The organism is Kerstersia gyiorum (genome assembly GCF_004216755.1).
Lineage (GTDB): Bacteria > Pseudomonadota > Gammaproteobacteria > Burkholderiales > Burkholderiaceae_B > Kerstersia > Kerstersia gyiorum.
Genome location: NZ_SGWZ01000008.1, coordinates 85,883 through 112,146 on the forward strand (window position 1 = coordinate 85,883; position 26,264 = coordinate 112,146).

Consider the following 26,264-nt stretch of genomic DNA (forward strand, 5'->3'; position numbering starts at 1 on the left):
AAAGCGAGTATCAAATGCGAGTAATAGCTCATATTATTCCACGTAACGAATCAAGGCTGATGTTCTGGAGGATTTATGTCACAAGATTTTCGTTACACGGCTGCCCGGCTGGCGGCCAGCCGGATGGGAGTACAGCATGGGTGAAAGAGAAAGGGCGGCCATGGCACGCGCCGCTGTTGACGTCGTTGCGGTTGCCGAACTGACGCCGCATATGCGGCGCATTACTTTGGGCGGCAGCGAGATGGCGGCCTTCCTGCAGGCCGATGGCATCGAAGACCCGGCAGCCTGGGTGAAGGTATTTCTGCCGACCGGAGAAGGCCGGGCGTACACCATACGCAGCGTCAACCGGCGTGCTGCGACGCTGGATCTGGATTTTGTCATGCATGGCGACGAAGGCCCAGCCTCCGCCTGGGCGGCAGGAGCACAGGTGGGGGACCGCCTGATGATCGCCGGGCCGCGTTCAGGGCGTTTCGAGCTCCCTGATGATGCCCGCTGGGTGTTGCTGGCCGGGGATGCGACGGCGCTGCCCGCGATACAGGTGATCGCCGAAACTTTGCCAGCCGGCATCAAGGTCAAGGTCTATGCCGAGATAGCCGCCCAGGCCGACCGCCAGCGTATAGACACGCTGGCCAGCATGCGCATCGCCTGGTTGCAGGCGCAGGGCGACGCTGGCAGCGTGCTGCGCCAAAGCCTCATGTTCCGGCCGTTCCCGGCGGGGCCCGGCTATATCTGGGTAGCGGGGGAATCCGCCATGGTGAAGGCCTTGCGCAAGCACTACCTGCAGGAGCGTGAAATGCCGGTACACCGTGTCAGCGCCAGCGGCTACTGGAAGGCGGGGGAAGCGGATCACCGGGATGCTTGAGCCTGGTAGCGGCCCGGCTGACGGACATTGGCACGGGATCGTGCCGGCGCGCAGGTAGCGAAGATTCAGGCACTGGCGGATGCTGCCAATTCGGTCAGCAGCGTTTGCAGCAGCTCGCTGGCAGGCATGGCGCGCGCCCTTGCGAATGACTGGCCGGCCCATTGGGCTGCATAGCCGTGGTCGCCCTGGGAGATAGCCAGGGCACTGAGCTGCTTGGCGGCATCATAGGCTAGCGGGTAGTCGGCCGGCCGTGGGCTGCCTGAAGCGGTGCCATGGCATATCAGGTCGTTGAGAAGGCCGCGGGCCGGTCGGCCGGACAGTACTGTCGTGAGGCGTGTTTCCAGTCCTGCCGGATGAAGCAGCCTGTCGCGGTAAGCTGCGTTGGCCGAGCTCTCGGGGCAGGGAACAAAGGCCGTACCCAATTGGGCAGCAGCAGCCCCGGCGTTCAGGGCGGCGCAGATGTCCGCACCGGTCATGAGGCCTCCCGCAGCAATGACAGGCAGGCCGATATGGCCATGCAGGCGTTGCAGCAGGGCCAGCGTGCCCAGCGCTTCATCCGGGCCTTCCGGATCAAATATGCCACGATGGCCGCCGGCTTCTATGCCTTGCGCGACCACAGCATCCAGGCCGGCCGCTTCGATGCGGCGCGCTTCGTCCAGGCTGGTGGCGCTGGCCATAAGGAAAATGCCGGCTTCGCGCAGGGCGCGGGCCTGCTCCGGGCGTGGCAGGCCGAAATGGAAGCTGACGACTGCCGGGCGTTCTTCCAGCAGCATGTCCAGAATGCTGTCGTCTGCCAGGAAACTGGGATAGATTTCTTCCAGGCGGGCGGGGGGCTGTCCGCCGAAACGGGCGAACAGCGGCGCCAGGTGCTGCAGCCAGGCGGCCTCGCGTGCGGCATCCCTGCGCGCGGGGGCATGGGTGAAGACATTGACGTTGAAGGGGTGCTGCGTCTGGCTGGCGGTGGCCCGTATCATGTCGCGCGCCTGCGCCGTCGTGTTCGAGCCTATGCCAAGGGAACCCAGCCCTCCCGCGTTGGAGACGGCTGCCGCCAGAGCCGGCGTGGCAACGCCGGCCATTGGCGCCTGAATAATGGGATGGGAAATAGCCAGCCGTTGGCAAAACGATGAGGCATGATCCATGGCAGCGTGGTCCTTGCTGGTGTGAGCTCGAGCGGGAAAGGAGTAGGGGCCGGGTGCAGGTACAGTGCCGGTATGGCCCAAGTATCCTCCCAAAGCGGCGGCAAGACAAATGAGCGAGCGGAAAGCAAAAGGCCTGGCGAGCGATGGCTGCCAGGCCTTTTGACGTCAGCGCAAAATTGCGTCCGGGATCAGCTGGATTTCTTTTCGCCGCCCAGGGCGTCCACCAGCGCGGTCACCAACTTGGCCAGTTCCCCGGTCATCAGCGTCATGTCGGCATCGAAGCGTTCATCTTCCGCCATGCCGGCAGCTTCGCTGTTTTCGGCCAGGACGTCCAGCGGTGCAACCCGCTTGATGTCCAGCGCGTCGGTGAGGACGAAGGACACGCGGTCTTCCCAGGTCAGGGCCAGGCGCGTGCATTGTTTGCCGCTGGCGATATGGCGGCGCAGTTCCTCGGGCTCGGGGGCGTGCTTGACATAGCGCACGGCCGCCTTGCCGTCGCCGGCGGCGCGCAGTTCGGTGTCCTGGTCAATGGTGAAGCCGGCAGGGGCTTCGTCGTCGGCCAGCCAGCTGGTCATGGCTGCGCCAGGGGATTGCTCCACATACAGGGGCTCGGCAGGGAAGGGGCTGAGGGTTTTGGCCAGCAGGCCCAGGGCTTCGTCGGCCTTGGCCGAGGCGGCGGCGTCGATCACCAGCCAGCGGTTCTTGCGGTCGATCCAGATCAGCGTGTCGCGGCTGATGCTGAAGGCGCGCGGCAGCAGCTCATCGTAAATGCGCTCCTTCAGTTCCTTCATCTGCTTGCGGCCCGGCTTGTAGCCCTGCTGCGCTTCGAAGTCGGCTGCGCGTTCCTTGGCCACCTGATTGACCACGGTGCTGGGCAGCAGCTTCTTTTCCGTGCGCAGCGAGATCAGGATCTGGTCACCGATGGCATGGGCAAAGCGGCCGTTTTCACGCACCGGCGTCCAGCCCAGCGTCTGGGGCTGGGATGTGTTGCCGGGCGTGAAAGCCAGTGTGGCAAGCTGTTCGTCCAGCTCGTCCACACTGGGATTCCAGCTGGCGTTCAGACGATAGAGTTTCAGGTTCTTGAACCACATGGCGCGCTCGCAAAAGTGGGCATTCTAATACAGCCCTGGCAGACAGGGGGATGGCGGCGTGCTTGCTTGGCTACATCTTGTGTCTGCCGCCTGCATCTGCCTTCAGCGGGCAAAGCCCTGCAGCGTGATCTTGCCTACGGTGTGCCCGCCCTCCAGACGGGCATGGGCCAGGCGCAGGTTGGCGGCATTGATGCTCCCCAGCGATTCCGTCCGGGTGCTCACAATTTTTCCCTGGTCGGCCAGGGCGGCGACGGCACGCAGGATATCCTGCTGGCGTGCCAGGTCTGCGGTTCCCAGCAGGGAGCGGGTGAACATGAATTCCCAATGCACGGACAGGCTCTTGCGCTTGAGGGGCACGATATCCAGGACATCCGGATCGTCTATCAGGACGATGCGGCCCTGCGCCGCGATCAGCGCCTCGATATCCTCCAGGTAGGCCGCGCTATTCGTGGTGGACAGGACGAATGCCGGGGCGCCCAGGCCCAGGGCGGCGACTTGTGGCGCTAGGGGTTCGCGATGGTCGAGCACGTAATGGGCGCCCATTTTTCGCACCCAGTCGATGGATGCTGGGCGGGACGCGGTGGCGATGACGTTCAGGCCGGTCATGGCGCGGGCCAGCTGGATGGTCATGGAGCCCACGCCACCGGCGCCACCGATGATCAAGATGGCATTGGCCGCGCCGGCGACGGGTTGCTCGACCTGCAGGCGGTCGAACAGCGTCTCCCAGGCGGTCAGCGCCGTCAGGGGCAGTGCGGCGGCCGCTGCGTCATCCAGGGTGGCGGGGGCATGGGCGGCGATGCGGGCATCGACGGCCTGCAGTTCGGCATAGGCGCCAGGCCGGTTGATGGCGCCGGCATAGAACACCCGGTCACCGGGCAGAAAGCCGCTGACCCGGCTGCCGACCGCCTGCACAATGCCGACGGCATCCCAGCCGAGGATGCGCCAGTCGCCAGGGGCAGGGCGTGCCGAGGCGCGGACCTTTGTGTCCGCCGGGTTCACGGCAATGGCCCGGACCGCCACCAGCAGGTCGTGCTCGCCATAGACGGGCGCCGGGAGGTTTACATCGACAAGCGATTCAGGGGAAGAGATGGGCAGGGGACGATTGAAACCGACGGCTTGCATCAGGCACTCCTTTTTTGCGGGAAACAGGGCAATGGAGCTATTCTGGCAATTACCTGCGTTGAATGTAAGAACGCATTTATTTTGTATATAGTGTCTAAAAAGGTACTGTCATGGGGCGGATTCCACACCAGGCTTTCAACTGCAGCGCGGGGTGCACCGTCGAGGCGACGCTCAATCTGATCGGCGGCAAATGGAAGGGAGTGATCCTCTATCGCCTGTTGGCCGGACAGGTGCTGCGCTTCAATGAATTGCGCCGCCTGCTGCCGAACATCACGCAGCGCATGTTGACCAATCAGTTGCGTGAACTGGAGCGCGACGGGCTGATTGCCCGCAAGGTCTATCCGGAAGTGCCGCCGAAAGTGGAGTACCGGCTGACGGATTACGGCCAGACACTGGCGCCGGTCATCCATGCCCTGAAAACGTGGGGCGATGCCCATGTCGCAAAAACGGCGGTGCCGCAGGAACAAGCAGTTTGAACGGGAGCAGGACATGAAGCTGATGGTCATCGGGGCCAGCCGGGGGCTGGGCCGCGCTTTTGTCGAGGGCCTGTGCGATGCAGGCGATACGGTAATAGGCGTCTCCAGGAAGCGGCCCGGCAGCGTGGCGCTGCCCGATGCGGTGCATCTCGAATGGATAGAGGCCGACCTCAGACAGCCGCTCGAGGCTGCCCGCCAGATCGCGCAGGCCGCGCCGGAGGGGCTTGATGTGCTGATCTGCAATCTGGGCGTCTGGGAAGAGGCGGCCTTTACCGAGGACTACCGCTTCCTGGAAACGACCGACGCAAGCGTCGTGGAAATGGTGGATATCAATATCACCGGGACCCTGCTGCTGATCAAACAATTGATGCCCCGGTTGCTGCGTTCAAAGCGGCGGCAATTGATCTTGACGGGCTCGACCTCCGCCTTGCGCCAGAGCGGCCGGCCCGAAGTTGCCTTTGCTGCGTCGAAATTTGCCTTGAACGGCATGGGTGATGCGTTGCGCGAAAGCTTCCGGGCCGACGGACTGGCTGTATCGTGCCTGCAGCTGGGCTATCTCAATACCGATGACGGCCTGGCGGTACCACTGGCCGACGCAGCGGCGCGCGGAGAAGGGCAATTGGTGCCGGTGCATGACGTGGTCAGCATGGTGCGGACCATGATCCATCTGTCGCCAGCCGCCTATATCCGGGAGCTGGTCATGCCCGCGATCGGGGACGCGCGTTTCTGAGCCCGCAGTTGTCCCGGTGCAGGGGCGGCCGCGGCGTTCACCCGCCGGCGGCGCGTGCCGGCGTTGTTCCCAGCATCAGGTAGACGGCCAGGGCCAGCAGGGCGATGAGCGCGGCGGCAGCGGTCAGTACGGTGGAGTGTGTGGCGGAAAAAGCCGTTCGAGCCGCAGCGATGACGGCGTCCGCCTGGTCTGGCGCCAGTGTCCGGGCGACGAGAAAACTGTTGCCGATGGACTGCGCGGCCTGCTCTTGCAGGGCGCCGGCCAGTTGCGGCGGCAGCACGATAGTGCGGCTGTAGACGCTGGCCATGAACACGCCGAACAGCGTGATCCCCAGGCCGCTGCCCAGTTCATAGCCGGTGGCTTCCAGTGAACCGGCGGCGCCCCCCTTGCTGGCGTCGACTGCGCCCATGATGGCAATGGAAGAGGCAGTCAGCCCGATGCTGAGGCTCAGCCCCATGACGGTGAGGGCGGCAGGGACCTGCCAGCCGGAATCGTTGAGATCGGCCTGAGCCAGCCAGGCCAGGGCAAGGGCGGCAATGGCCATCGACAGGCTGGCAACCAGACGCAAGCCCAGCAGGTTGGAGAGATACCCTGCAACAGGCCCGCCTATGGCAGCGGCCGCCATGATGGGAATCATGAACACGCCGGCTTGCAGCGGTGTTTTTTCCAGCACGTATTGCAGTTCTTGCGCCAGCGTCAGTTCCACGCCCGCCAGCGCCCCGCAGGCAACCAGTGCCATGACCATGCCGGCGACGATGGGCGGATGCCGGAACAGGGATAGATCCAGCATCGGCGTGGCGGAATGCAATTGGGCGCGCGCAAACCAGGCCAGCAAGGCCAACCCGCCCAGCAGCAGCGGCACGGTGCGCGCCAGTGGCTGGCTGCCGGCCATGCCCGCCTTGAGGCTGTAGACCACGGCAATGATGCCGGCAATGAGAACCAGGGCCTGGCCGATGGCCCAGCTGCCTGCCGTGGTGGCCTCCTGGCGGGGCAGCAGCGCGTAGGCCACGGACACGACCACCAGCATGATGGGGACATTGATCAGGAAGACGGAACCCCACCAATAGTGCTCCAGCAGCGCGCCGCCGACCAGCGGCCCGATGGCTGCGCCAGCAGCGCCGACCGTGCCCCACAAACCCAGCGCGATGGCACGTTCCCGCTCGTCCTCGAAGGTTTTGCGGATCACGCCCAGCACGCAGGGCATGATCATCGCGCCCCCGGCGGCAAGCAGCACGCGAGCGCCTATCAGCATGCCTGGCGTGGCGGAAAACGCGGCCAGCAGCGAAGCGATGCCGAACACAAGCAAGCCTGCCAGCATGATGCGGCGGGTGCCGACGCGATCGGCGAGTGTGCCCATGGGCACCAGCAGCCCGGCCATCAGCAGCGGGTAGATGTCTATGATCCAGAGCACTTCTGTGCTGCTTGCGCCCAGGGCCTGGGTCAACGAGGGCACGGCAATATGCAGGATCGTCATGTCGATGATGACCGGCAGGAACGCCAGCATGACGGCGCACAGGATCAGCCAGCGGCGGGGAATGGCAGAAAACATAAGTCCGGCGTCCGGATAGGGAGGTGAACAGGCCCCTGTGTCTGCGCGAGGCAGGCGCGGCCTGCGTGGCGGCGGCGCGTCTTTCTGCGGACTGGAAAGGTGAGTCGCAAGCGGGGCGACAGGGCCCGCAACCAGGCCCGAGGCATCGCCGGCGACCGCACAGACGACGGAGCGGAAGACTGGATTTTGCCGTGCGCGTATGGAATTTTCTTCGAAGTTTTGTGGAGTTATAGTGGAGATGGACAAGAAACAACGATACTTATGCCCCAGCAGAAAAATTTGCGCGTACCGCTATCGGCCAGCCTGGACACCAGCGGCAATGCCCTGATCCTGATTGCCGAAGATGAAGTGGAGATAGCGGATATCCTGGCCGCCTATCTTCAGCGTAGCGGCATGCGTACTGTCCATGCCGGCGACGGTTTGCAGGCGCTGGCGCAGCACCTTGCCCGCAAACCCGATCTGGTGTTGCTGGATGTGCAGATGCCGGGCCTGGATGGCTGGCGGGTCCTGAGCGCCATACGGTCGCGAGGCAATACGCCAGTCATCATGCTGACTGCGCTGGACCAGGACATAGACAAGCTGATGGGTTTGCGCGTAGGCGCCGACGACTACGTCGTCAAGCCCTTCAATCCTGCCGAGGTCGTCGCCCGGGTCCAGGCCGTCTTGCGCCGTACCGGCGCCGGCATGGCGCAGGCAGCGCGTTTGTTGCGTGTCGGTGCGCTGCAACTGGACCTGGATGGCTACGAGGCGCGGGTTCTGGCTGACGGCCAGTCTGTTGCGCTGGAACTGACCCTGACCGAGTTCAGGTTGCTGGCTGGCCTGATGCGCACCCCCAGGCGGGTGTTCAGCCGTGCCGAACTGCTGGCATCCTGCCTGCCCGAAGGCGATACCCAGGAGCGGACGGTCGACAGTCATATCAGCAAGCTGCGCAAGAAGCTGGAAGATGCAGGCCTGCAAGGCATGCTGTCGAGTGTCAGGGGCGTAGGCTACCGTTTCGGGGGTGATGCTTGACGCGCCACCACGGCCTGCGCCGGCAGATCGTCCTGTCCCTTATCGCCATGGCGCTGGGCGTTATCCTGCTCTCGGTGGTCGGTTCCTATGTCTTCTATGCGCTGGCTAGCACTTATTCCCCGGACAGCCTGTCCGAAACCTGGATGCCATCCGGCATCGAACTGGCCTGGATCGTCGGCACCACGGTAGCTGCGCTGACCCTGGCAGGTACGGTGGCCGTCCGGCTTTCGCGTCGCATCCTGACGCCCCTGAACGCCGTCGCGGACGGCTTGCGCGATGTGGCCCAGGGAAAGCTGCAGGCGCGCGCCCGCCTGGACGAACCGGCATCCGGCGAAACCGCCCAGCTGGTGCGGGACTTCAATGCACTGGCCGAACGCCTGCAGAGTGCAACGCGTGAGCAGGAATTCTGGAATGCCGCTGTGGCGCATGAACTGCGCACGCCGGTCACCATCCTGAGAGGGCGCCTGCAAGGCCTGGTCGATGGTGTGTTTTCGCCGGGCACAGAACTGTTCGAAGGTTTGTTGCGCCAGGTGGAGGGCCTGAACCGCCTGATCGAGGATTTGCGCGTGCTCAGTCTCAACGACAGCGGGCACCTGGAACTCGACCTCGTGCCCAGCGATCTGGCGCATGAGCTGGCTGACGTGGCCCAGGCATTTTCGGAAAGCCTGGCTGCCAGGGGGCTCATGTTGCGCGTGGACATCCATGCGCCGTTGCCAGTGGTGGTGTGTGATGTGATCCGCATCCGGCAGGCATTGATGGCCTTGCTGGAAAATGCGCTCAGGCACGCGACGCCGGGCTTGCTGCGCGTGTCGCTGGAGATATCGGCCGAGGCTTGCGAACTGCAGGTGGAGGACAGTGGGCCAGGCATTCCGCAGGAAATGGCGGTTCATGTATTCGAGGCCTTTCGCCGGGGCGATCCGTCGCGGTCACGGCGCAGCGGCGGCAGCGGGCTGGGCCTGGCTGTGGTCCGGGCCATTGCGGAAGTGCATGGCGGCCGTGCCGCCTGTTGGCCGGCTGCATGCGGCGGCACGGTCTTTTCGTTGCGCTGGCCCGCCGTACGGGCGCAAGCGCCGACGGCGTCCCGTTAAGGGGTAAGGGCTGCCGCCAGGTCAGGTCAGGCCGGGCGGGGTGGTGGGCTAGGGCGCCAGCAGGTGCCAGGCCAGGCGTGCGGCGGCGCGCGCGCCGTGATTGTCCACATCGAAACGCGGGTTGTATTCCGCAAGGTCTGCCAGCCTGAGTTTGCCACTGGCTTTGACGCGCAGCACGATTTCCTCTATCACCGGCAGCGGCACGCCATAAGGAGCGGGTGCCGAGACGCCTGGCATGACGGTGGCGGGCAGGACGTCCAGGTCAACGGTCAGGTAGACGTGCCGGGCCTGTTCCAGCAAGGCGTCGATATCCGCCAGGCGGGCCTGCAGATGCCGTTCCTGCATGTCGCTGTCTTCGATCCAGACTGCGCCGATTGCTGTTGCCCGCGCATATAGCGCAGGTGTATTCGCCACACGGGAAACACCCAGGCAGGCATATTGCAGAGGCAGGCTGTGTGCCTGGCAATGGCGCGCAATCTGGTCGAACGGCGTGCCCGAGCTGCCGGGCCGGCCGGTACGCAGATCGAAATGCGCGTCCAGGTTCAGTACCAGCACGGGGCCAGCATCGTCCTGCTCCGCCAGCCAGCGCGCCATGCCCTGGAAGCTGCCCCAGGCAATCTCGTGGCCGCCGCCAAGCACGACCGGGCGTGCGCCCTGGCCTATCAGGGCGGCCAGGCGTGCGCCCAGGCGCTCCTGCGCATCTTCCAGCGCGTCACCCTCGCAGGCGATGTCTCCGGCATCCAGCAGGCGTTTCAAACCGTGCGCCGGCAGGCCGGCAAGGAAGCGGCGGATGGCTGCCGGGCCAGCGGCTGCGCCGATACGGCCCTGGTTGCGCGCCACGCCCGCGTCACAGGCAAACCCGAGCAGGACGGCTTCTCCCGGCGCGGGCGTCCCGGCAGCCGCTTCGACGATATGCGCCAGCCTGCGCGTATCGCCGTATTCGGCACTGTCATCCCGCGCTTGCCAGAGGCTTGTGTCCACTAGCATGGGGCTCATGCCAGCCCCCCCTGTCCTGCAGTCAGGACTGCCTGGAGGAACTCGCGGGTACGGGCCTCACGCGGCTGGCTGAAAATCACTTCGGGCGCGCCGGATTCCAGGATGACGCCGCCATCCATCACAGCCACGACGTCAGCCACGTCACGGGCAAAGCCCATTTCGTGCGTGACCACCATCATGGTCATGCCCTCGCGCGCCAGCAACTTCATGACTTGCAGCACTTCTCCTACCAGTTCGGGGTCCAGTGCCGAGGTCGGTTCATCGAACAGCATCACTTTGGGTTGCATGGCCAGGGCGCGGGCAATAGCCACGCGTTGCTTCTGGCCGCCCGACAGGCTGGCCGGCATGGCTGCCATTTTCTGGCCCAGGCCGACTTTCTTCAGCAAGTCTTCCGCCAGTGCATTGGCCTGCTCGCGTTTCATGCCACGCAGTTTGCGCGGGCCTATCGTTACGTTGTCTAGGACGGAAAGATGGGGGAACAGGTTGAAACCCTGGAAAACCATGCCAACCTGCATGCGCAGATGGTTCAGCGCAGCGTCGGGCAACAGCTTGCCCTCGTCCAGCAGGGTCTGGCCGCAGATTTCTATGGTGCCGCCCTGCGCGACTTCCAGCCCGTTGCAGCAGCGCAGCAGTGTGCTTTTCCCTGAGCCGCTGGGCCCGATGACGACGACGACCTGCGAGGGTTGGACATCGAAGTCGATGCCACGCAGCACGGCATGGTCGCCATAGGATTTATGCAGATTTCGGATCCGGATCATTTCCTGCTGCGTACTGACGGCACCCTTTGCGGCACTCGTGGCAGCATTTGTGGCAACGTTAAGGCTTGCGTTCATTGCACCATTCCTCCGGCACGCAGGCGTTGTTCGACCGCCCGCAAAATCAACATCGTGACAGTGGTCAGGACCAGATAAATCAGCGCCACCACCAGGTACGTTTCCAGCGAGCGATAAGTCACGCTGATGATCTTCTGTCCTTCGTGCATCAGGTCGTGGATGGTCAGCAGCGACACCAGCGCCGAGTTCTTGATCAGGGCGATGAACTCGTTGCCCAGGGGCGGAATCATGCGCACCACGGCCTGGGGCAGTACGATGGCTCGCATCGACATGCCCGAGGACATGCCGAGCGAACGAGCCGCCTCGGTCTGTCCGCGGTCGACCGACTGGATCGCGCCGCGCACGATTTCCGAGACATAGGCGCCCGAATACATGGCCAGGCCCAGGACGCCGCAGGCGAATGCCGGCAGCGTGATGCCAAAGTGCGGCAAGCCGAAGAACCAGATGAACAACTGCACCAGCAAGGGCGTGCCACGGAACAGCAGCAGGTACAGGCTGCACAGGTTGTAGATGACGTAGCGTTTCGGGTTGAGCCGGCCCACGCCGATCAGCAGGCCGATGGCGCAGGCCAGCAACAGGGCGCAGGCAGTCACCTCGACAGTGACCAGGGCGCCGCTGAGCAACTCGTTGAAATCAGCGAAAACGGGAGAAAAGTCCAGGTTCATTGTGCGGGTGCCTCGAACCACTTGTTGACGATGGCCTGGTAGCTGCCGTCAGCCTTGAGTTGCTGCAGCGCGGCGTTCAGCGCCTGGGTGAGTTCCGGCTTGCCTTTGCTCACGGCAATGCCGTATTCCTCGGTGGTGATCTGTTCGTCCAGCACCTTCATGTCGGGAGAGCTCTGGGCAAACAGCTTGGCGGCCGGCTTGCCCGTCACGGCAGCGTCGACACGGCCGATCTGCACCAGGTTGAACATTTCCTGATTTTTCTCGACCTCCACGCGACGGATGGCCGGGTAGTGTTCCTTAAGGTAATTGACCGACTTGGTACCAACCTGCACCGAAACCCTGCGGCCATCCAGGTCCTGCAAGGCATGCACCGGGCCGTCCTTTTTCGTCAGCACGGCAAGGCCGCCGGCATAGTAGGGGTCGGTGAAGTCCACGACCTTGGCGCGCTCAGGCGTGATGTAAATGGCGGAAATGGCGATATCGGCGCGGCCAGCCTGCAGGGCCGGGATCAGGCCCTTGAAGTCTATGTCTATCCACTCCACTTTCTTGCCCATGGCATTGGCCAGTGCTTCAACCAGTTCGATATCGAAACCGGTGCGCTGGCCATCCTTGACGAATTCCATCGGAGGGAAGGTGGCATCAGTGACTGCGCGCAGGGTTTCCTGCGCGTGTGCTGAGCCTGCGCTCCAGGCCAGACTCAGGGTCAGGGCGGCGGTTAGCAATGTGCGACGTGTCGTCATGGTCAATCCTAAGAGAGTGGGTGCGGAGGAAGGAATGCGTATCGGGGCAATAAAAAAGACAGGGAAAATTTTTAGGGCCAGGGGAAAGGATGCGTGCGGGCAAGGGTGTCAGCGTTGTTGCAGGCGGGCGGAAATGCGCCTGGCAGCGGCTAAGGTCATCTCGATCAGGGCCTGGGGGCGTTTGGAGGCACGTGTGGACGGCGCCATCAACGTGATCGACGCGACGGCCTGTGTCGGCCGCTGGAAAATGGGTACGCCCACACCCCAGACGCCGGAATCGACCTCGCTATCGGTGACCGCATATCCTTGCGCACGGATGGCGTTCAGTTCACTGGCCAGGCGTGTGGTGTCGACACCCGGTTCGCGGGCCAGATAGGCCAGTGCCGCCTGCTGGCGCGTTGTCGACATAAAGGCCAGCAGGGATTTGGCAGATGCGCCGCGCGTCAGCGGCAGGCCGCGTCCTTTCGTGAAGGAGCAGCGCAGCGGGTGCTGGCTTTCGACCATATCCAGGCACACGGCCTGGTCCTTCACCGTGACCAGCAGCCCGACGGTCTCGCCTGATGCCGCAGCCAGGGCTTCCATATCGAGCTGCGCTTCTTGGATCAGGTAGGAAGATTGGTCGAACCCCCAGGCGAGCTGCACGCTCAGCGGTCCAGGCCCGTATTCGCCTTCATGTTCCGCGACAAATCCCCAGCGCTTGAGCAGGGCGATTTGCCGGTAAAGCGTACTTTGAGCCAGACCGGTCTGTTCGGCCAGGGCGGCAATACTGAGGGGGGCGTCGTGCCGTGCTAGCGTGGCCAGGACATACAGCACACGATCAGCGCCCGCCCCGACGGATTGATCTGTTGTCACCATCGAGTTCCAAGCTGGTTGATGGCACAAAGATTATCAATTTGTGGCTTTTTTCTTCGAAATTATTCCCATATTTTGAGAATCAAAAGGGAAAACCCCGAATGTTTTCTTGCAACTGCTTGTTGGGTTCTTCACTTTGCAGGCCTTGGGCAGACAGTTTTTCCGTGCCAGGCAAACGGGGGCATGCAGCGTCGTCCCCGCGATTGGTGGCTCGGCGCTGCGCGAAGGGCTGAAACAAGGAATCAGAGAAATAAAAAATGGCCATTGTCAAGCCTTTCGTGAAAAGCGCACGAGGCTTAAAACCATATACGGGGCAATAGGTTAGCTCTGTTTCATGCTGCTTGCAGAGGATGCAGCGTTGTGAGCTGGGAGCCACATAAGAGCCTGGAGAAAGCAAGCCGGGTCGCGTTGCAGCGATGGAAATTGCCAAGGGCTGGCTGGCTTGTTCAGTCATCTTAGCCCACTCCCTCGCAGCCCATCCAGAACGAAGAACGCGCAGCGTTGGGCTGCACGTTCGAAGGATGGTCAGTCTGGTTCCAGTGCATCTTCAGCTTGGCTTCGGCGGCAAGGCCTTGCTGGCGTTTCCTCTTCTGAATCCCCGATCCCCCGCCATGAACGCTTCCAGCATGTGCGGGATCAGCGTCGTGGCATCGACCGCCTCGCCATACGCCTGCGCGTGCAGCGCAGCGTAGCGGTCGAGGTCTGATTTCAAGCTGGCCGGGCAGGCAAAGGTCAGCTTCACGCTCTCGGTCTTGGGCAGCGGCCCCAGCCGCAGTTTTCTGGTCGTGCTCATCGGGAAGTCCCCTTGTTGAAGAACAGCGGCTGATAGGGCCGCAGCACCAGATCGCGGTTCACGAGGATGCGCACCGGCAAGCCGGGGCGGCTGGTCAGCGTGGGTTGGATGTTGAGGTTGCGCCGGGTCACTTCCTGGCCGACCTGGTTCACGGTGTCCTGCAGGCTGTCGCGCCCGGCGATGATGACGCGATCACCGTCCTGGCGGTTCTCGGGTGCGGCCAGTTCGGCACCGACGCCCAGCAGCGTGGTCAGCACGGCACCTGCAAAGATCCGATCCCAATGCCAGTCCACGTCGTCTTCCAGACCGGCATAGCCTGCCGGATCGGTGCCCACGAGGTTGTCGAGCGTGAGCGAAGACGTATCCGGCAGGATGATACGGTTCCACACCACCTGCACGCGGCTCTGGCCGTAGCTGACCTGGCTGTTGTACTTGCCCAGGATACGCGAACCCTGCGGGATCAGCAGGAACTTGCCGGTGGCCGTGTCGTAGATCGGTTCCGTCACCGTGGCGATCACGTCGCCCGGCAGGTCGGACTTGATGCCTGTGACCAGTGCCCCGGCAATGACGGTTCCAGCCATCACCTGATACGGCAAGGTGGGCATTTGCAGGTTGCCGGAATTGCGGGTTTGCGTAGAGCCACCCGTCCGGAACGCCTCTTTCTGGTCTTGTCGGTTCTGCACGGCAGTCGGGTCAGCAGGCTGGGCCGCCGTCGAGGCCGGGCCAGCAGCCAGTGGATCAAAAGCGGCATTGGCAGCGAAGCCTGGTGCGGCAGCGACCTGCGACTGCGCCACGGGCGCTGCCTGCGGGGAACCAGTGCGGAAGAATACCGATGACGCTGCCGCCGCTTCTTCTTCCTTGCGCAGCGCATCGTTGGGGTCGTAGCCTGGCGCGGCATAGGTAGCGGCGACCGGCTGCTGCGAATTGACGATGGCTGGCCCCAGGTCGCCGGGCAGCGGAGGCCCCAGCTCCGGCACATCGGGCGGCAGCGCTGGCAGCTTGGAGTAATCCGTTGGCAGCGCATCCAGCCCTTCCGACTTGGACACGCGATCCACGTTGTACAGTTCGGCGGATTCACCCGCGCCGCGTTGCTGCGGTTGCAGCGACCAGATCAGTGCGCCCATGACGCCGACCGACAAGCCGCCGGCGAGGATGGCCAGCGTGTGCCGGTTCAGGCGCGTGACCGGGCGCGGTTGGGCGCGCAGCGCCACCACCTCGGGTGCCACCTTGTCCGCCTGCGGCGTGGCAAGGTCGGGAATGTCGTCCTGGCTCATGCTCAGTTCCTCCCGGCGATGCCATCCGTGCGCTCGATGCGCACCACATCGCCCTTGTCGGCCCCCAGGCGCAGTTCTGCCGCACCGAACAGGCGATCCACGATGTAGTACGGCGAGCGGAAGCGATAGTTCACCAGTTGCCCGTCGCCCTGTGTGCCGATGACGAACAGCGGCGGCAGCTCGCCCTGGGCGATGCCTGCCGGGAACTGGATATAGACCTTCTCGCCATCGTCGAAGGCGCGCAGCGGCTTCCAGGGTGGATTGCTGCCGCTGATTGCATAGCGAAAGCGGATGTTCTCCAGCGACAGCCCCGCATCGACCGGCGCGGCAGCGCTGGCCGCCTGCGCCTGGCGTTGCAAGGCCAGCATCCGGTCTTTCGGGTAGTCCCAGGACACCGACGCCATCCATGCACGCTCGGTCGAGGTCAGTTCCAGCAGGTATGTGCGGCGGCTGGTGGTGATGACCAGATTGGTTCTGAGGCCCGAACGGATGGGTTTCACCAGTACATTGACGCGCAGATCGGCCCCGCTGCCGCTGGAGGTGTCGCCCACGATCCAGCGCACCGTGTCGCCCGCAGCGACCGTCACCAGTTCCTCGCCGGGCTGGAGCGCGATCACCGTCACGCGGCCCACGGACGCATAGACCTGGTACAGCGCGCCATCGGTGAAGGGCCAGACCTGGATCGCATTGACGTAGCCCTCGCGGGTCGGCGCGATGCGCGCTTCGGCATTGGCGCGAGAAACGCGCACCTTCTCGTCGGCAGGCTCCGGCGTGATCGGGGCCGAATCAATGCCCGGCAGCGGCTTCAACTGTGCTGGCAGCGCCAAGGGTTCGGGCACCGCCACGACTTCGATGGGTTTGGGCGGCTCGGGCAATGGCTGCGCCTGCACCGGCTCATCGAGCGAAATGACCGGCGGCGGTTTGCCCTGCGTGGCGCAGCCCGCAAACAGGACAGTCGATGCCAGCAGGATCACCGGCAATGCGGTTTTACGGAAATTTGCATTCATGGTTTGGCTCCTTCAGAAGAATCCAGTTCACGGCTCCACGACAAGCCATTGACGTAGATGCCCAGCGGGTTGCGGCGCAGGCGTTCTTCGGTGCGCGGGGTCTGCTGCACGATGGACACCACCGCCGTCCATCGCTCCAGCCCGGCCGCCGCGCCATTGACGTAGCGGCGTTCTGTCCAGCGCACGTTGAACGACGCATCGCTGGCGCGAACCACACTGGTGATCTGCACCGTCACCGACTCCTTGCCGATGCGGGCGAACGGGTCGTTGGTGCGGGCGTAGTCGTTGAGCACGGCCGCGCCCCGATCTGTGGTGTAGTCGTAGGCATCGAGCCAGTTCTGGCGCACGACGATGGGGTCGATGGACAGCGAGCGCACCAGCGTCACGAAGCGCGCGATGTGGTGCGCGGTCTGGGCATCGGTGGGCCGGTACGGCGTGGCCGCTTCGCCCACGGTACGCACCTGGCCGGACTGATCGACCTCGATGACATAAGGCGTGACGATGGACTGGGCCGAGCGCCACACCAGGCCACCGGCCATCAGCAGCGCGAGCACCAGGCAGCCGAAGGCCATCAGCCGCCAGTTCTTGGCCTGCACGCGGGCCGAGCCGATGCGCTCGTCCCACACCTGGGCAGCGGCTTGATACGGAGTGGCAGGCTGCGGCGTATCGGCATAGCGCACCTGCGGTCGTTTGAATCGCATAGAGTTCTCCTTGAAAGTCAGCTATCGGAATCCCGCAGGCTCGGGCCTTGGCCCGAACCGCCGCCGTCGCCACCGCGCAGCGTGTGCGCGGCCGTGGTGGTGGCCTGGGTGAGTCGTTGGCGGCGTTGCAGGCGCTTGGCCCAGCCGGGTTGTTCCTGCTTTTGCGCATTGGCCGTGTCGCCAGCGGCATCGCCTGTGGTGGCCTGCCCGGAGCTGGCAGCGCCACCGCCGGAACCACCATCGGTGCTGGAGCCTTGCCAGCCTGCTTTGAATGGCGCGGCCGCCTTGGCTGCCGCCGCTTTGATACCTGCACCGGCGCGTTGGCCTGCCGCCTGTGCGCCGCCCTTGGCGACACTGCCCAGCCCTACCACTGCACCCTTGGCCCCGCCGCCCGCAGCGGCAGAACCGGCCTGGAAAGCCGACTTCGCGCTGCCAGCCGCCGAAGTCGCGGCCCGCGCGCCAGCCCCAGCGAGCTTGGCGGCAGCCGGTGCCATGCGCGCCCCGGCCATCACCGCACCGCCCACGCCGGTGGCCGCAGCACCTACAGCAACCGCCGCGCCTGCGGCACCAATCGCAGCACCGGCCATCGCCCCAGCACCCAACTGCGGTGCGCCGGATACCAGCCCGGTGGCAATGCCCGGCCCGAAGATCCCCAACGCCAGCAGCGTGAGCGAGGCCAGCATGATGACCACCGCATGGTCGATGGACGGCTCGGCCGGATGCACCTGGAACTCGGCAAACAGGCCCGAGCCGATGCCAACAATGACGGCCAGCACCAACACCTTGATGCCCGAGGACACCACGTTGCCCAGCACCTTTTCGGCGAGGAAGCTGGTCTTGTTCCACAGCGCGAACGGCACCAACACGAACCCGGCCAGCGTGGTCAGCTTGAACTCGATCAGGGTGATGAAGAGCTGGATTGCCAGCACGAAGAAGCACAGGATCACCACGGCCCAGGCCAGAAACATGACCACGATGGGCGTCATATTCACGAACACCTCGGGAAAGCCCGCCATGTCACTGATCTGCTCAAGGATCGGCGCTGCCGCGTCAATGCCGGTCTTGGCCAGGCGTCCCGGTTGCAGAAATTCGCCCATGCTCATCGTCGAGCCGCTGGCCGTCAGGCCCAGGCCCGCGAACGAGCGGAACACGATGCCGGCCAGCCAGTTGAAGTTGTTGATGATGTAGGCGAAGGCGCCGACGTAGAGCACCTTGCGCAGCAGTTTGGCGATCACATCATCGCCCTGGCCGGTGGCGTGGCTCATCGCCCAGTACAGCCCAGCGATGGTCATGTCGATGACGATCAGCGTGGCGGTGAGGAACGCGACTTCGCCCTGCAGCAGCCCAAAGCCCGAGTCGATGTAGCGCGAGAAGGTAGCGAGAAATCGGTCGATCACTGTCACGTCATTCATGGCACGTCCCCCTCGAAGGGCATGGCGTCCTGGTCACTGATGGTGGTGTCGAAGCTCGGCGGGATCGGTGGCAGATCGGCCAGCGTGCGGAACTCGTCAGACCCGGTTTCACCGGCGAAGAAGCGCCGCCGGAAGGCCTCAGCCGCTGCCAGGCAGGCGTCTTCGCCTGCCGTCGTCCTGTCGGCCGCACACTGCGCACGCAAAGCCTTGAGCCTCACGGGATCGGCGGCCAAGGCAACGGCCAGGTCTTCGGTCGGCTGCTGGCTGCAAGCGACCAGCAGCACAGGCAACAGCAAGGAAACGCATCGCATGGTCGTCTCCCGTCAGTTGCCGTAGAAATCCACGCGCTGCGGCGTGTAAGGCGTGCCATCCCCCAGAAAGCGGCGCGTCACTTCCCGGCCACGTTCGACAGCCGCCGCCTGGCGTGCCAGTTCCAGCGCGGCGGCGCGTTCCTGCGTGATCTGGAGCTGCTGCGCCTGGATGGATTGCTTGGCCTGCAGGGCCAGAAGCTGGTTGGTCGCCTGCATGGCTTGCAGCGCGCCGGTGGCGGACTGACTCTGGCTGACCAGGTCGGACAGTGCGCTTTCGTCTTGGGCCAGGTTCTGCGACACCTGCGCCTGCATCCGCATCGCGGTGTGCAGGCCGTTCAGCGTGTTTTTCCAGCGCTCCTGCGCGTCGCGCAGCATCTGGTCGCCGCTGACGGTCGCGGCGTACTGCTTCGGGTACAGTCGGGCGAACGTGGCATCCATGCTCTGCACGTCGTAGGCCAGGCCGCGTGCCTCGGCGATCAGGCGTTCGGTGGTCGCCAGCGTCGAGCGCAGGCGATTGACGATGTTGAAGTCCAGCTTGGCCAGGTTGCGCGCCTGGTTCATCAGCATCTGCGCTTCGTTCTGAAGCTGGTTGATCTGGTTGTTGATCTGCTCCAGCGTGCGCACGGCGGTCAGCGTGTTTTGCACGAAGTTGGACGGGTCAAACACCGTCAGCGCGGATGCAGGCTGTGAGGCCAACAGCGATACCGACAGCACGGCGGCGAGCGAGACGGACAGCAAACGGGGTTGGGTTTTCATGGTGAAACCTCCGGTGGTTGAGAAGTAAGGAAGGAAGCCGCCGCCGGTGAGGACGGCAGCAGGTCAGCGGCCCAATCGAGGCCGCGATGGCGCAGCCACGCGCCGGCAAATCCCGGTGTGCCGGCTTCCAGCAGCACGCGATCCATGTCGCGTTGGTCTTGCGGAGTGGAAGCCCCGGCAAAGGCCAGCGTGGCTGGCCCCAGGTCGAGGTCGAACAGGCGATTGCCCAGGCGCGATTGGTAGTAGTAGTCACGCTTGGGCTGCGCGGTCGCCACGATCTCGATCTGCCGCGCGTTCAGCCCGAAGCCTTCGTAGATCGTGCGGATCTGCGGCTCGGTCGCCTGCGGATTAGGGAGAAAAATCCGGCTGGCGCAGCTTTCGATCACCGCCGGGGCGATGCTCGAATCCTTGATGTCCGCCAGCGACTGCGTGGCGAAGATGACCGACACGTTCTTCTTGCGCAGCGTCTTGAGCCACTGACGGATGCGCGCGGCGAACACCGGGTCATCGAGGAACAGCCAGGCCTCGTCGAGGATCAGCAGCGTCGGAGCACCGTCGAAGCGATCGTCGAAGCGCGCGAACAGATAGCCCAGCACGGCCATGACGGCAGCCTTGCTGTGCATCAGCTCTTCCATCTCGAAGCACTGCACGCTGCCGGAACCCAGCCGGTCAGCATCGGCGTCCAGCAGCTTGCCGTGGGCACCGCCCAGCACATAGGGCGCGAGCGCCTGGCGCAGTGCGTTCGATTGCAGCAGCACCGACAGGCCTGTCAGCGTGCGCTGCTCCACTGGCGCACCGGCAAGGCTGCCGAGTGCTGACCAGATCGCGGCCTTCTCATCCGGGCCGATGGCGACACCTTCATGCAACAGGCGGCCTTCCACCCATTCGGCGGCCCAGGTGCGGTAGCCCTCACGGTCGATGCGTGCGAGCGGCTGGAAGGCAATTTCTCCATCCGTGCCCAGGTCGTAGTGCTCGCCGCCGAGGCCGAGGATCGTGGCACGCATGGAGCGGCCCATATCGAAGGCGAAGATGCGCGAGCCGGGATAACGGCGAAACTGCATCGCCAGTGTGGCGAGCAAGACCGACTTGCCCATGCCGGTCGGCCCCGCGACCAGCGTGTGGCCCACGTCGCCGATATGCGTCACCAGCCGGAACGGCGTCGCGCCATCGGTGCGGGTGACGATCAGCGGCGGGCCATCCAGATGCGCGTTCCTCTCCGGGCCAGCCCACACGGCGGACAGCGGCATCATGTGAGCCAGGTTCAGCGTCGAGACGATGGGCTGGCGCACGTTGGCATAGGCATTTCCAGGGATGGTCGACAGCCAGGCATCGACGGCATTGAGGGTCTCGGGGATGGTCACGAAGCCCCGGCCCTGGATGACGCGCTCCACCATGCGCAGCTTTTCGTCCGCCACGGCGGCGTCCGCATCCATGACAGTGACGGTGGCCGTCAGGTAGCCGAAGGCGACTTGATCGCTGCCCAGTTCTTGCAAGGCCGCATCGGCATCGGTGGCCTTGTTGTTGGCATCTGTATCGACCAGCGGGCTTTCTTGCTGAAAGATCGTTTCGCGCAGCAGCGCGACGACGTTCTTGCGCTTGGCGAACCACTGGCGGCGCAGGCGGCCCAGCTCTTTTTCCGCCTCGGCTTTGTCCAGGCACAGAAAGCGCGTGCTCCAGCGGTAGCCAAAGCCCAGGCGGTTGAGGTCGTCCAGAATCCCGGGCCACGTCGAAGTCGGAAAGCCTCGCACCGACACCACGCGCAGGTGCTGATCGCCCAGCACGGGTGCTAGGCCGCCGACCAGGGCGGAGTCGGCCAACAGTGCGTCGATGTGAAACGGCACGTCGGGCACGCCGACGCGATAACGTCGCGTGGACACCGTGGCATGCAGGTAGGTCAGCGTCTGGCTATCGTCCAGCCAGGCAATCTCCGGCATCACACCGTCGAGCAGGTCGAACACGCGATCCGTTTCCGCCACGAAGGCTTCCAGCCGACCCTGCCAGTCCACGCCATCGCCCGGCGCATTCTCATAGAGCATCTTGGCGGCACGGGCGCGGGATTCTTCTGGTGGCAGGTAGGCCAGCGTCAGTTGATAGGTGCTCTCGTAGTGGTGGCCGGATTCCTCGAAGGCTGCACGGCGTTCTTCCTCCACCAGCCAGGACAACGGCTCGGGGAAATCGGAACGTGGATAGCCCGCCGCTGCGCAGCGCTCGGCTTCGATGAACAAGGCCCAGCCCGATCCCAGGCGGCGCAGTGCGTTGTTCAGCCGCGCCGACGTGGCAATCAGCTCGCCTTGCGTGGCGCTGTCCAGATCCGGCCCACGAAAGCGTGCCGTGCGCTGGAACGAACCATCCTTGTTCAGCACCACGCCCGGCGCGATCAGCCCGGCCCAGGGCAACCAGTCGGCCAGCAGCGCGGGCCGCTGGCGGTATTCGGCAAGGTTCAGCATGTCGGCTTCTCCCTATGCGTCCAGCAGCGGCTTGTGCTTGATGTGCCGGGCGAAGACCTGCATGAACTGCGGATCGACGCGCGCACCCCAGACCGCCAGCGAATGGCCGGCGATCCAGAGCACCACGCCGGGAATCCACAGTTGCAGGCCCAGCCCGACGGCGGCAGCCAGCGTGCCGTTGGCAATCGCCACGGTGCGCGGCGCACCGCCCAGCAGGATCGGCTCGGTCAGCGAGCGATGCAGCGGCACTTCAAAGCCCGGAAGATCAGTGGCCGTGCTCATACGACGGCCCCGCCGGAGAAACTGAAGAACGAGAGGAAGAAGCTCGAAGCCGCGAAGGCGATGGACAGGCCGAAGACGATCTGGATCAACTTGCGGAAACCGCCACTGGTGTCGCCAAAGGCCAGCGCCAGCCCGGTAGAAATGATGATGATGACCGCGACGATGCGCGCCACCGGCCCCTGGATGGATTCGAGGATGGATTGCAGCGGGCCTTCCCACGGCATCGAGGAACCTGCGGCCTGCGCCGTGCCTGCCAGCAAGAGCATCAGCGCGGCCAGCAGCAGCCCTTGCCCTGCGGGGCGGGCCAGACTGTGCTGCCGTGCCCAAGGCTGAAGCGGATTTACGGAAAAGCGGAAAGCATCAACGTGCGTCATGGCAGTTCTCCAGAGGGTTGGTTGGGGGACGTGGAAGGCGCAGCGGCAGCGGCTGCAAGAAGAACCGGCGGTAGCTCGGGAAACGGTGCTTCCATCGCATCCGCCAGGCGGTAGCCCGCACCGTCGAAGCCGACGACACGGGCAATGGTTTCGACGTGGCGCTTGCGGCCACGGCCTGCGATGTGGATCACGACATTGACCGCCTCGGCGATCAGGGCGCGGGGCGGATTCACCGCCACTTCGAGGATCAGTTGCTCCAGGCGCAGCAGCGCGCCCAACGCGGAGCCGGCATGGATGGTGGCGATGCCACCGGGGTGACCGGTGCCCCAGACCTTCACCAGATCCAGCGCTTCGCCGCCGCGCACTTCGCCGACGATCACGCGATCCGGGCGCAGCCGCATCGTGGCGCGCACAAGCTCCTGCATCGACACCACGCCCGTACGGGTGCGCAGCGGCACATGGTCACGCGCGGCGCATTGCAGCTCGATGGTGTCTTCGAGCACCAGCACGCGGTCGCCGGTGGCGGCGATCTCGGCCAGCAAGGCATTGGCCAGCGTGGTCTTGCCGGTGCTGGTGCCCCCAGCGATCAGAATGTTCTGTCGCTCGCGCACGGCATGACGCAGGAACTCGGCCTGCCCAGCGGTCAGGATGCCGTCGGCCACATAGCGATCCAGACCGATGATGCTCACGGCACGCTTGCGCAGCGCAAAGGCCGGGCCAGGTGCGGCGGGCGGCAAGATGCCCTCGAAACGCTCGCCGGTCTCTGGCAGTTCGGCGGTCAAGAGCGGCTGACCGCGATGCACTTCCGCGCCGACGTGCGCGGCGACCAGGCGGATGATGCGTTCGCCATCGGCCTCCGGCAGTTCCACGCCCAGCGGTGCGCGGCCTGATGACAGGCGATCCACCCACAATGTCCGGTCGGGGTTGAGCATCACTTCCACCACGTCCGGGTCTTCCAGCGCAGCAGCGATCACCGGCCCCATCGCCGTGCGCAGCATCTGGATGCGGCGAACCTGAGATGCCGCAGCGGATGAGCGCGGTTCGGGCGGAATTTGAGGAACGGCACTCATGACGCACGCTCCGCAGCACGTTCATGGGCGGCTGCCATCGCCGCCGCGTCATCCATGCGCATACCAAACTCACGATCCTGAGGATGCAGTTCTTCCACCACGTCGCGCACCAGGCTGCGGCCACGCAGGAGGTGGCGGCCCAACTGTTCGACGAACTGCTCGAAACGCGCCTTGCCCTGGGCGCGGGCTGCATCCTGATGTGCCTCCGGCACCGGCGTGCTGACAGTCAGGTAGTAGCGGATGAACAGCGCCAGCGTTTCGATCTGGATGTTCTGGTCGCGCTCCAGGCGCTCGGCCTGCCGCGACAGACGATCCAGTCGTTTGGCGATGGCGGCCTCGCGCTGGTCGCCGGCATCAGGCGACAGCCAGGATGCCAAGGCAGCGGCGACGATGCTGGACTTGGACACGCCTTTCTTGGCGGCCAGCTCGTCCAGGCGTTTGGCGTGCTCGTGCTGGATGAACAGGTTCAATCGGTATTGGCTCATAAGTCGATTCCGTCATTGGGGTCGAGGGATGCCAGCCGTGCCGTGCGCTGCATGGCCGGGTCGAGCTGGCCGGGAAGCGGCAGCGGCAAGTCGTCGTCATCAAGCAACGCCAAGTCGCTGGGTGTGTAATCCGGCTCGGGGTCGTAGGCGATGGCTTCGGACAGTTCTGGCTGGCGGCGTGGGCCACCGTCGTCGGTCGAACCCAAGGCCTCCAGGCCATCGGCGGATGCCGTGGCCAGTGCCGCAGGAACCGCAGGTATTGCCAAACCGCTCCAGTCGTCAGGCCGTGCAGGCGGCACATCGGCATAGCGGCCTGCCGTCACCGCAGGCGGCGGAATTACCCGTTGCTTGAAATTGGCGTCGGCGAAATAGCGCAGCTTCTTGGCCTTGATCGGCGGCAGGCTGGACACCATCACCACCGCGTCATTGGTCGGGAGCTGCATCACTTCGCCCGGCGTCAGCAGCGGCCGGGCAGTTTCTTGGCGCGACACCATCAAATGCCCTAGCCACGGTGCGAGCCGGTGGCCTGCGTAGTTGCGCTGCGCGCGCAACTCAGTGGCCGTGCCCAAGGTTTCGGAAATGCGTTTGGCCGTGCGTTCGTCGTTGGTGGCGAAGGTCACGCGCACATGGCAGTTGTCCAGAATCGAATGGTTCTGCCCATACGCCTTGTCGATCTGGTTAAGCGACTGCGCGATGAGGAAACTGCGGATGCCGTAGCCCGCCATGAAGGCCAGCGCCGTCTCGAAGAAGTCCAGGCGGCCCAGCGCCGGAAACTCGTCCAGCATCAACAGAAGTTTGTGGCGGCGCTGGATGCCGTCGCTGCCGTCAAGCGATTCGGTGAGACGCCGTCCGATCTGGTTGAGGATCAGGCGAATGAGCGGCTTCGTGCGCGAAATGTCCGAGGGCGGCACCACTAGGTACAGCGAGACGGGATGTTCTGCCGCAATCAGGTCAGCGATGCGCCAATCGCAGCGCGAAGTGACTTCGGCCACGGTCGGATCACGGTACAGGCCGAGGAACGACATGGCGGTGGAGAGCACGCCCGATCGCTCGTTGTCCGACTTGTTGAGCACTTCACGCGCGGCGGACGCGACAACCGGGTGCGGTGCGTCGCCTAGGTGCCTGGTCGTCATCATCCGATGCAGCGTCAGCTCGAAGGGACAAGCCGGGTCGCTGAGGAAGTTGGCAACGCCGCGCAGCGTCTTGTCCTCGCCCGCGTACAGCACATGCAGGATGGCGCCGACCAGCAGCGCGTGACTCGTCTTCTCCCAGTGGTTGCGTTTCTCCAGCGCACCTTCGGGATCGACCAGGATGTCGGCGATGTTCTGCACGTCGCGCACCTCATGCGCGCCGCGCCGCACTTCGAGCAGCGGGTTGTAAGCCGCCGACTGCGCATCGGTCGGGTTGAACAGCAGGCAGTGCGAGAAGCGCGAGCGCCAGCCGGCTGTGATCTGCCAGTTCTCGCCCTTGATGTCGTGGATGACGGCGGACGCGGGCCAACTCAACAATGTCGGCACCACCAGGCCCACACCCTTGCCTGAGCGCGTCGGCGCAAAGGTCAGGACGTGTTCCGGCCCTTCATGCCGCAGATACTGGTCATCATGCTGGCCGAGAAAGACGCCCGCTGGCTGTGTCAGCCCTGCCTTGCGAATGTCGGCGGCATCGGCCCAGCGGGCAGACCCATAGGTCGTCACCTTCCGCGCCTGGCGCGAGCGCCACACCGACATGGCGATGGCGACCACCACGGCCAGCAGGCTGCTGCCCACTGCGATCATGCCGCCTGTATCGAAAATCTGCGGCGCGTAAGCGTCGAAGAAGAACCACCACTCGAACAGCTTCCAAGGGTAATAGACCGGTGTGCCGTACAAGTCGAACCAGGGCGAGCCCAGGCGTAGCTGGTAGCCCAAGGCGGCGGCTGTCCATTGCGTGGCACCCCACACACCGGCGATCACGATGCCGAAGACGGCGGCGATCTGCCCGAACAACACACCTTGAGCCTGCATACCCTGACCTCCGATTTCTCCTGCGCCAATTCCCCGTGGAAAACGCGGCACAAAGGCGTGCCGCAGGCGTCAGGATCGGTGCCGGTTCAGTGCCGGTCAAAGACCGTTATCGGCAGCAAGGTGATGCAAAAAGCATGGTTTCATGCGGGGACGAAACCCGTAAAAACGCCGCAGGCGCGGGCGCGCTGCGGCGTG

General features: G+C 64.6%; 27 protein-coding genes and 1 pseudogene. 5 read left to right on the forward strand and 23 right to left on the reverse strand.

Features of this window, described 5'->3' with window-relative positions; translation table 11 throughout:
- The first annotated feature begins 136 nt into the window (after nucleotides 1-136).
- On the forward strand, nucleotides 137-862 hold the full coding sequence (locus EV679_RS17070) for a siderophore-interacting protein (protein ID WP_130487849.1): 726 nt from the start codon (nucleotides 137-139) through the stop codon (nucleotides 860-862).
- Between the two features lie 65 nt (nucleotides 863-927).
- Here EV679_RS17070 and EV679_RS17075 read toward each other — a convergent pair whose 3' ends face one another.
- From EV679_RS17075 to EV679_RS17085, 3 genes are all read right to left on the reverse strand, one after another.
- Nucleotides 928-2,001, reverse strand: a complete 1,074-nt coding sequence (locus EV679_RS17075; RefSeq protein ID WP_130487850.1) for an NAD(P)H-dependent flavin oxidoreductase — start codon at nucleotides 1,999-2,001, stop codon at nucleotides 928-930.
- 188 nt (nucleotides 2,002-2,189) lie between these two features.
- Nucleotides 2,190-3,092, reverse strand: coding sequence for a recombination-associated protein RdgC (locus tag EV679_RS17080; protein WP_127774650.1), 903 nt, complete (start codon nucleotides 3,090-3,092; stop codon nucleotides 2,190-2,192).
- 102 nt (nucleotides 3,093-3,194) lie between these two features.
- Nucleotides 3,195-4,214 (reverse strand): zinc-binding alcohol dehydrogenase family protein, encoded by a 1,020-nt coding sequence (locus tag EV679_RS17085; protein WP_130487851.1) that lies wholly within the window; start codon nucleotides 4,212-4,214, stop codon nucleotides 3,195-3,197.
- 110 nt (nucleotides 4,215-4,324) lie between these two features.
- Between EV679_RS17085 and EV679_RS17090 the strand changes: the two are divergent.
- Both EV679_RS17090 and EV679_RS17095 read left to right on the forward strand, forming a co-directional pair.
- Nucleotides 4,325-4,651: pseudogene (locus EV679_RS17090) on the forward strand (winged helix-turn-helix transcriptional regulator); the annotation flags it as partial.
- 52 nt (nucleotides 4,652-4,703) lie between these two features.
- On the forward strand, nucleotides 4,704-5,420 hold the full coding sequence (locus tag EV679_RS17095; protein ID WP_130487853.1) for an SDR family oxidoreductase: 717 nt from the start codon (nucleotides 4,704-4,706) through the stop codon (nucleotides 5,418-5,420).
- A gap of 37 nt (nucleotides 5,421-5,457) precedes the next feature.
- Here the strand turns inward: EV679_RS17095 and EV679_RS17100 are convergent, their stop codons facing one another.
- Nucleotides 5,458-6,969 (reverse strand): MFS transporter, encoded by a 1,512-nt coding sequence (locus EV679_RS17100; protein ID WP_130487854.1) that lies wholly within the window; start codon nucleotides 6,967-6,969, stop codon nucleotides 5,458-5,460.
- 261 nt (nucleotides 6,970-7,230) lie between these two features.
- Here EV679_RS17100 and EV679_RS17105 point away from each other — a divergent pair, with 261 nt between their 5' ends.
- On the forward strand, nucleotides 7,231-7,980 hold the full coding sequence (locus EV679_RS17105) for a response regulator (RefSeq protein WP_068374727.1): 750 nt from the start codon (nucleotides 7,231-7,233) through the stop codon (nucleotides 7,978-7,980).
- A gap of 47 nt (nucleotides 7,981-8,027) precedes the next feature.
- Nucleotides 8,028-9,068, forward strand: coding sequence for an ATP-binding protein (locus EV679_RS17110; protein ID WP_207224963.1), 1,041 nt, complete (start codon nucleotides 8,028-8,030; stop codon nucleotides 9,066-9,068).
- Between the two features lie 48 nt (nucleotides 9,069-9,116).
- Here the strand turns inward: EV679_RS17110 and hutG are convergent, their stop codons facing one another.
- The 19 genes from hutG to EV679_RS17205 form a co-directional block, all read right to left on the reverse strand.
- Nucleotides 9,117-10,064: a formimidoylglutamase gene (gene hutG, locus EV679_RS17115; RefSeq protein WP_130487856.1), complete on the reverse strand. Its 948-nt coding sequence runs from the start codon at nucleotides 10,062-10,064 to the stop codon at nucleotides 9,117-9,119.
- Nucleotides 10,061-10,822 (reverse strand): amino acid ABC transporter ATP-binding protein, encoded by a 762-nt coding sequence (locus EV679_RS17120; RefSeq protein WP_130487857.1) that lies wholly within the window; start codon nucleotides 10,820-10,822, stop codon nucleotides 10,061-10,063. The genes hutG and EV679_RS17120 overlap by 4 nt, the downstream gene beginning before the upstream one ends.
- Nucleotides 10,823-10,893: 71 nt before the next feature.
- Nucleotides 10,894-11,562 carry an amino acid ABC transporter permease gene (locus tag EV679_RS17125; protein WP_127774641.1) on the reverse strand — a complete coding sequence of 223 codons (669 nt, stop codon included), beginning with the start codon at nucleotides 11,560-11,562 and terminating at the stop codon, nucleotides 10,894-10,896.
- The gene (locus EV679_RS17130) at nucleotides 11,559-12,302 is read right to left on the reverse strand and encodes a transporter substrate-binding domain-containing protein (protein ID WP_130487858.1); all 744 of its coding nucleotides are present in this window, start codon (nucleotides 12,300-12,302) and stop codon (nucleotides 11,559-11,561) included. The genes EV679_RS17125 and EV679_RS17130 overlap by 4 nt, the downstream gene beginning before the upstream one ends.
- A 108-nt stretch (nucleotides 12,303-12,410) precedes the next feature.
- Entirely contained in the window at nucleotides 12,411-13,157 is a 747-nt protein-coding gene (locus EV679_RS17135; RefSeq protein ID WP_130487859.1) for an IclR family transcriptional regulator, read from the reverse strand.
- Between the two features lie 79 nt (nucleotides 13,158-13,236).
- The gene (locus tag EV679_RS17140) at nucleotides 13,237-13,608 is read right to left on the reverse strand and encodes a hypothetical protein (protein ID WP_130487860.1); all 372 of its coding nucleotides are present in this window, start codon (nucleotides 13,606-13,608) and stop codon (nucleotides 13,237-13,239) included.
- A gap of 93 nt (nucleotides 13,609-13,701) precedes the next feature.
- Nucleotides 13,702-13,947 carry a DUF2274 domain-containing protein gene (locus tag EV679_RS17145; protein ID WP_130487861.1) on the reverse strand — a complete coding sequence of 82 codons (246 nt, stop codon included), beginning with the start codon at nucleotides 13,945-13,947 and terminating at the stop codon, nucleotides 13,702-13,704.
- Entirely contained in the window at nucleotides 13,944-15,221 is a 1,278-nt protein-coding gene (locus EV679_RS17150; protein ID WP_130487862.1) for a TraB/TrbI/VirB10 family type IV secretion system protein, read from the reverse strand. Before EV679_RS17150 ends, EV679_RS17145 begins: the two co-directional genes overlap by 4 nt.
- Before the next feature lie 2 nt (nucleotides 15,222-15,223).
- A complete protein-coding gene (trbG, locus tag EV679_RS17155) occupies nucleotides 15,224-16,228 on the reverse strand; it encodes a P-type conjugative transfer protein TrbG (protein ID WP_130487863.1) in 1,005 nt (334 codons plus the stop codon).
- Nucleotides 16,225-16,929, reverse strand: a complete 705-nt coding sequence (gene trbF / locus EV679_RS17160) for a conjugal transfer protein TrbF (RefSeq protein WP_130487864.1) — start codon at nucleotides 16,927-16,929, stop codon at nucleotides 16,225-16,227. Before trbF ends, trbG begins: the two co-directional genes overlap by 4 nt.
- Before the next feature lie 17 nt (nucleotides 16,930-16,946).
- Nucleotides 16,947-18,341 carry a P-type conjugative transfer protein TrbL gene (gene trbL, locus EV679_RS17165; RefSeq protein ID WP_130487865.1) on the reverse strand — a complete coding sequence of 465 codons (1,395 nt, stop codon included), beginning with the start codon at nucleotides 18,339-18,341 and terminating at the stop codon, nucleotides 16,947-16,949.
- Nucleotides 18,338-18,652 (reverse strand): hypothetical protein, encoded by a 315-nt coding sequence (locus EV679_RS17170; RefSeq protein ID WP_130487866.1) that lies wholly within the window; start codon nucleotides 18,650-18,652, stop codon nucleotides 18,338-18,340. The genes trbL and EV679_RS17170 overlap by 4 nt, the downstream gene beginning before the upstream one ends.
- A 12-nt stretch (nucleotides 18,653-18,664) precedes the next feature.
- Complete coding sequence (gene trbJ / locus EV679_RS17175) at nucleotides 18,665-19,408, reverse strand: P-type conjugative transfer protein TrbJ (protein ID WP_130487867.1); 744 nt, start codon at nucleotides 19,406-19,408, stop codon at nucleotides 18,665-18,667.
- A complete protein-coding gene (trbE, locus tag EV679_RS17180; RefSeq protein WP_130487868.1) occupies nucleotides 19,405-21,855 on the reverse strand; it encodes a conjugal transfer protein TrbE in 2,451 nt (816 codons plus the stop codon). Before trbE ends, trbJ begins: the two co-directional genes overlap by 4 nt.
- 12 nt (nucleotides 21,856-21,867) lie before the next feature.
- Nucleotides 21,868-22,137 (reverse strand): VirB3 family type IV secretion system protein, encoded by a 270-nt coding sequence (locus EV679_RS17185; RefSeq protein ID WP_003462917.1) that lies wholly within the window; start codon nucleotides 22,135-22,137, stop codon nucleotides 21,868-21,870.
- Nucleotides 22,134-22,511, reverse strand: a complete 378-nt coding sequence (locus EV679_RS17190; RefSeq protein WP_130487869.1) for a TrbC/VirB2 family type IV secretion system protein — start codon at nucleotides 22,509-22,511, stop codon at nucleotides 22,134-22,136. The genes EV679_RS17185 and EV679_RS17190 overlap by 4 nt, the downstream gene beginning before the upstream one ends.
- Entirely contained in the window at nucleotides 22,508-23,581 is a 1,074-nt protein-coding gene (trbB, locus tag EV679_RS17195) for a P-type conjugative transfer ATPase TrbB (RefSeq protein WP_130487870.1), read from the reverse strand. The genes EV679_RS17190 and trbB overlap by 4 nt, the downstream gene beginning before the upstream one ends.
- Entirely contained in the window at nucleotides 23,578-24,066 is a 489-nt protein-coding gene (locus tag EV679_RS17200; RefSeq protein WP_130487871.1) for a ribbon-helix-helix protein, CopG family, read from the reverse strand. Before EV679_RS17200 ends, trbB begins: the two co-directional genes overlap by 4 nt.
- Entirely contained in the window at nucleotides 24,063-26,069 is a 2,007-nt protein-coding gene (locus tag EV679_RS17205; RefSeq protein ID WP_130487872.1) for a conjugal transfer protein TraG, read from the reverse strand. Before EV679_RS17205 ends, EV679_RS17200 begins: the two co-directional genes overlap by 4 nt.
- Nucleotides 26,070-26,264 lie beyond the last annotated feature (195 nt).

Coding starts and splice junctions, on each gene's coding strand:
- EV679_RS17080 (WP_127774650.1), bottom strand. CDS start 3,092: ATGTGGTTCAAGAACCTGAAACTCTATCGTCTGAACGCCAGCTGGAAT.
- EV679_RS17075 (WP_130487850.1), bottom strand. CDS start 2,001: ATGGATCATGCCTCATCGTTTTGCCAACGGCTGGCTATTTCCCATCCC.
- trbL (WP_130487865.1), bottom strand. CDS start 18,341: ATGAATGACGTGACAGTGATCGACCGATTTCTCGCTACCTTCTCGCGC.
- EV679_RS17095 (WP_130487853.1), top strand. CDS start 4,704: ATGAAGCTGATGGTCATCGGGGCCAGCCGGGGGCTGGGCCGCGCTTTT.
- EV679_RS17100 (WP_130487854.1), bottom strand. CDS start 6,969: ATGTTTTCTGCCATTCCCCGCCGCTGGCTGATCCTGTGCGCCGTCATG.
- hutG (WP_130487856.1), bottom strand. CDS start 10,064: ATGAGCCCCATGCTAGTGGACACAAGCCTCTGGCAAGCGCGGGATGAC.
- EV679_RS17110 (WP_207224963.1), top strand. CDS start 8,028: ATGGCGCTGGGCGTTATCCTGCTCTCGGTGGTCGGTTCCTATGTCTTC.
- trbF (WP_130487864.1), bottom strand. CDS start 16,929: ATGCGATTCAAACGACCGCAGGTGCGCTATGCCGATACGCCGCAGCCT.
- EV679_RS17125 (WP_127774641.1), bottom strand. CDS start 11,562: ATGAACCTGGACTTTTCTCCCGTTTTCGCTGATTTCAACGAGTTGCTC.
- EV679_RS17185 (WP_003462917.1), bottom strand. CDS start 22,137: ATGAGCACGGCCACTGATCTTCCGGGCTTTGAAGTGCCGCTGCATCGC.
- EV679_RS17205 (WP_130487872.1), bottom strand. CDS start 26,069: ATGCAGGCTCAAGGTGTGTTGTTCGGGCAGATCGCCGCCGTCTTCGGC.
- EV679_RS17200 (WP_130487871.1), bottom strand. CDS start 24,066: ATGAGCCAATACCGATTGAACCTGTTCATCCAGCACGAGCACGCCAAA.
- trbB (WP_130487870.1), bottom strand. CDS start 23,581: ATGAGTGCCGTTCCTCAAATTCCGCCCGAACCGCGCTCATCCGCTGCG.
- EV679_RS17190 (WP_130487869.1), bottom strand. CDS start 22,511: ATGACGCACGTTGATGCTTTCCGCTTTTCCGTAAATCCGCTTCAGCCT.
- trbG (WP_130487863.1), bottom strand. CDS start 16,228: ATGAATGCAAATTTCCGTAAAACCGCATTGCCGGTGATCCTGCTGGCA.
- trbJ (WP_130487867.1), bottom strand. CDS start 19,408: ATGAAAACCCAACCCCGTTTGCTGTCCGTCTCGCTCGCCGCCGTGCTG.
- EV679_RS17070 (WP_130487849.1), top strand. CDS start 137: ATGGGTGAAAGAGAAAGGGCGGCCATGGCACGCGCCGCTGTTGACGTC.
- EV679_RS17130 (WP_130487858.1), bottom strand. CDS start 12,302: ATGACGACACGTCGCACATTGCTAACCGCCGCCCTGACCCTGAGTCTG.
- EV679_RS17170 (WP_130487866.1), bottom strand. CDS start 18,652: ATGCGATGCGTTTCCTTGCTGTTGCCTGTGCTGCTGGTCGCTTGCAGC.
- EV679_RS17150 (WP_130487862.1), bottom strand. CDS start 15,221: ATGAGCCAGGACGACATTCCCGACCTTGCCACGCCGCAGGCGGACAAG.
- EV679_RS17140 (WP_130487860.1), bottom strand. CDS start 13,608: ATGACTGAACAAGCCAGCCAGCCCTTGGCAATTTCCATCGCTGCAACG.
- EV679_RS17120 (WP_130487857.1), bottom strand. CDS start 10,822: ATGATCCGGATCCGAAATCTGCATAAATCCTATGGCGACCATGCCGTG.
- EV679_RS17105 (WP_068374727.1), top strand. CDS start 7,231: ATGCCCCAGCAGAAAAATTTGCGCGTACCGCTATCGGCCAGCCTGGAC.
- EV679_RS17135 (WP_130487859.1), bottom strand. CDS start 13,157: ATGGTGACAACAGATCAATCCGTCGGGGCGGGCGCTGATCGTGTGCTG.
- trbE (WP_130487868.1), bottom strand. CDS start 21,855: ATGCTGAACCTTGCCGAATACCGCCAGCGGCCCGCGCTGCTGGCCGAC.
- EV679_RS17145 (WP_130487861.1), bottom strand. CDS start 13,947: ATGAGCACGACCAGAAAACTGCGGCTGGGGCCGCTGCCCAAGACCGAG.
- EV679_RS17085 (WP_130487851.1), bottom strand. CDS start 4,214: ATGCAAGCCGTCGGTTTCAATCGTCCCCTGCCCATCTCTTCCCCTGAA.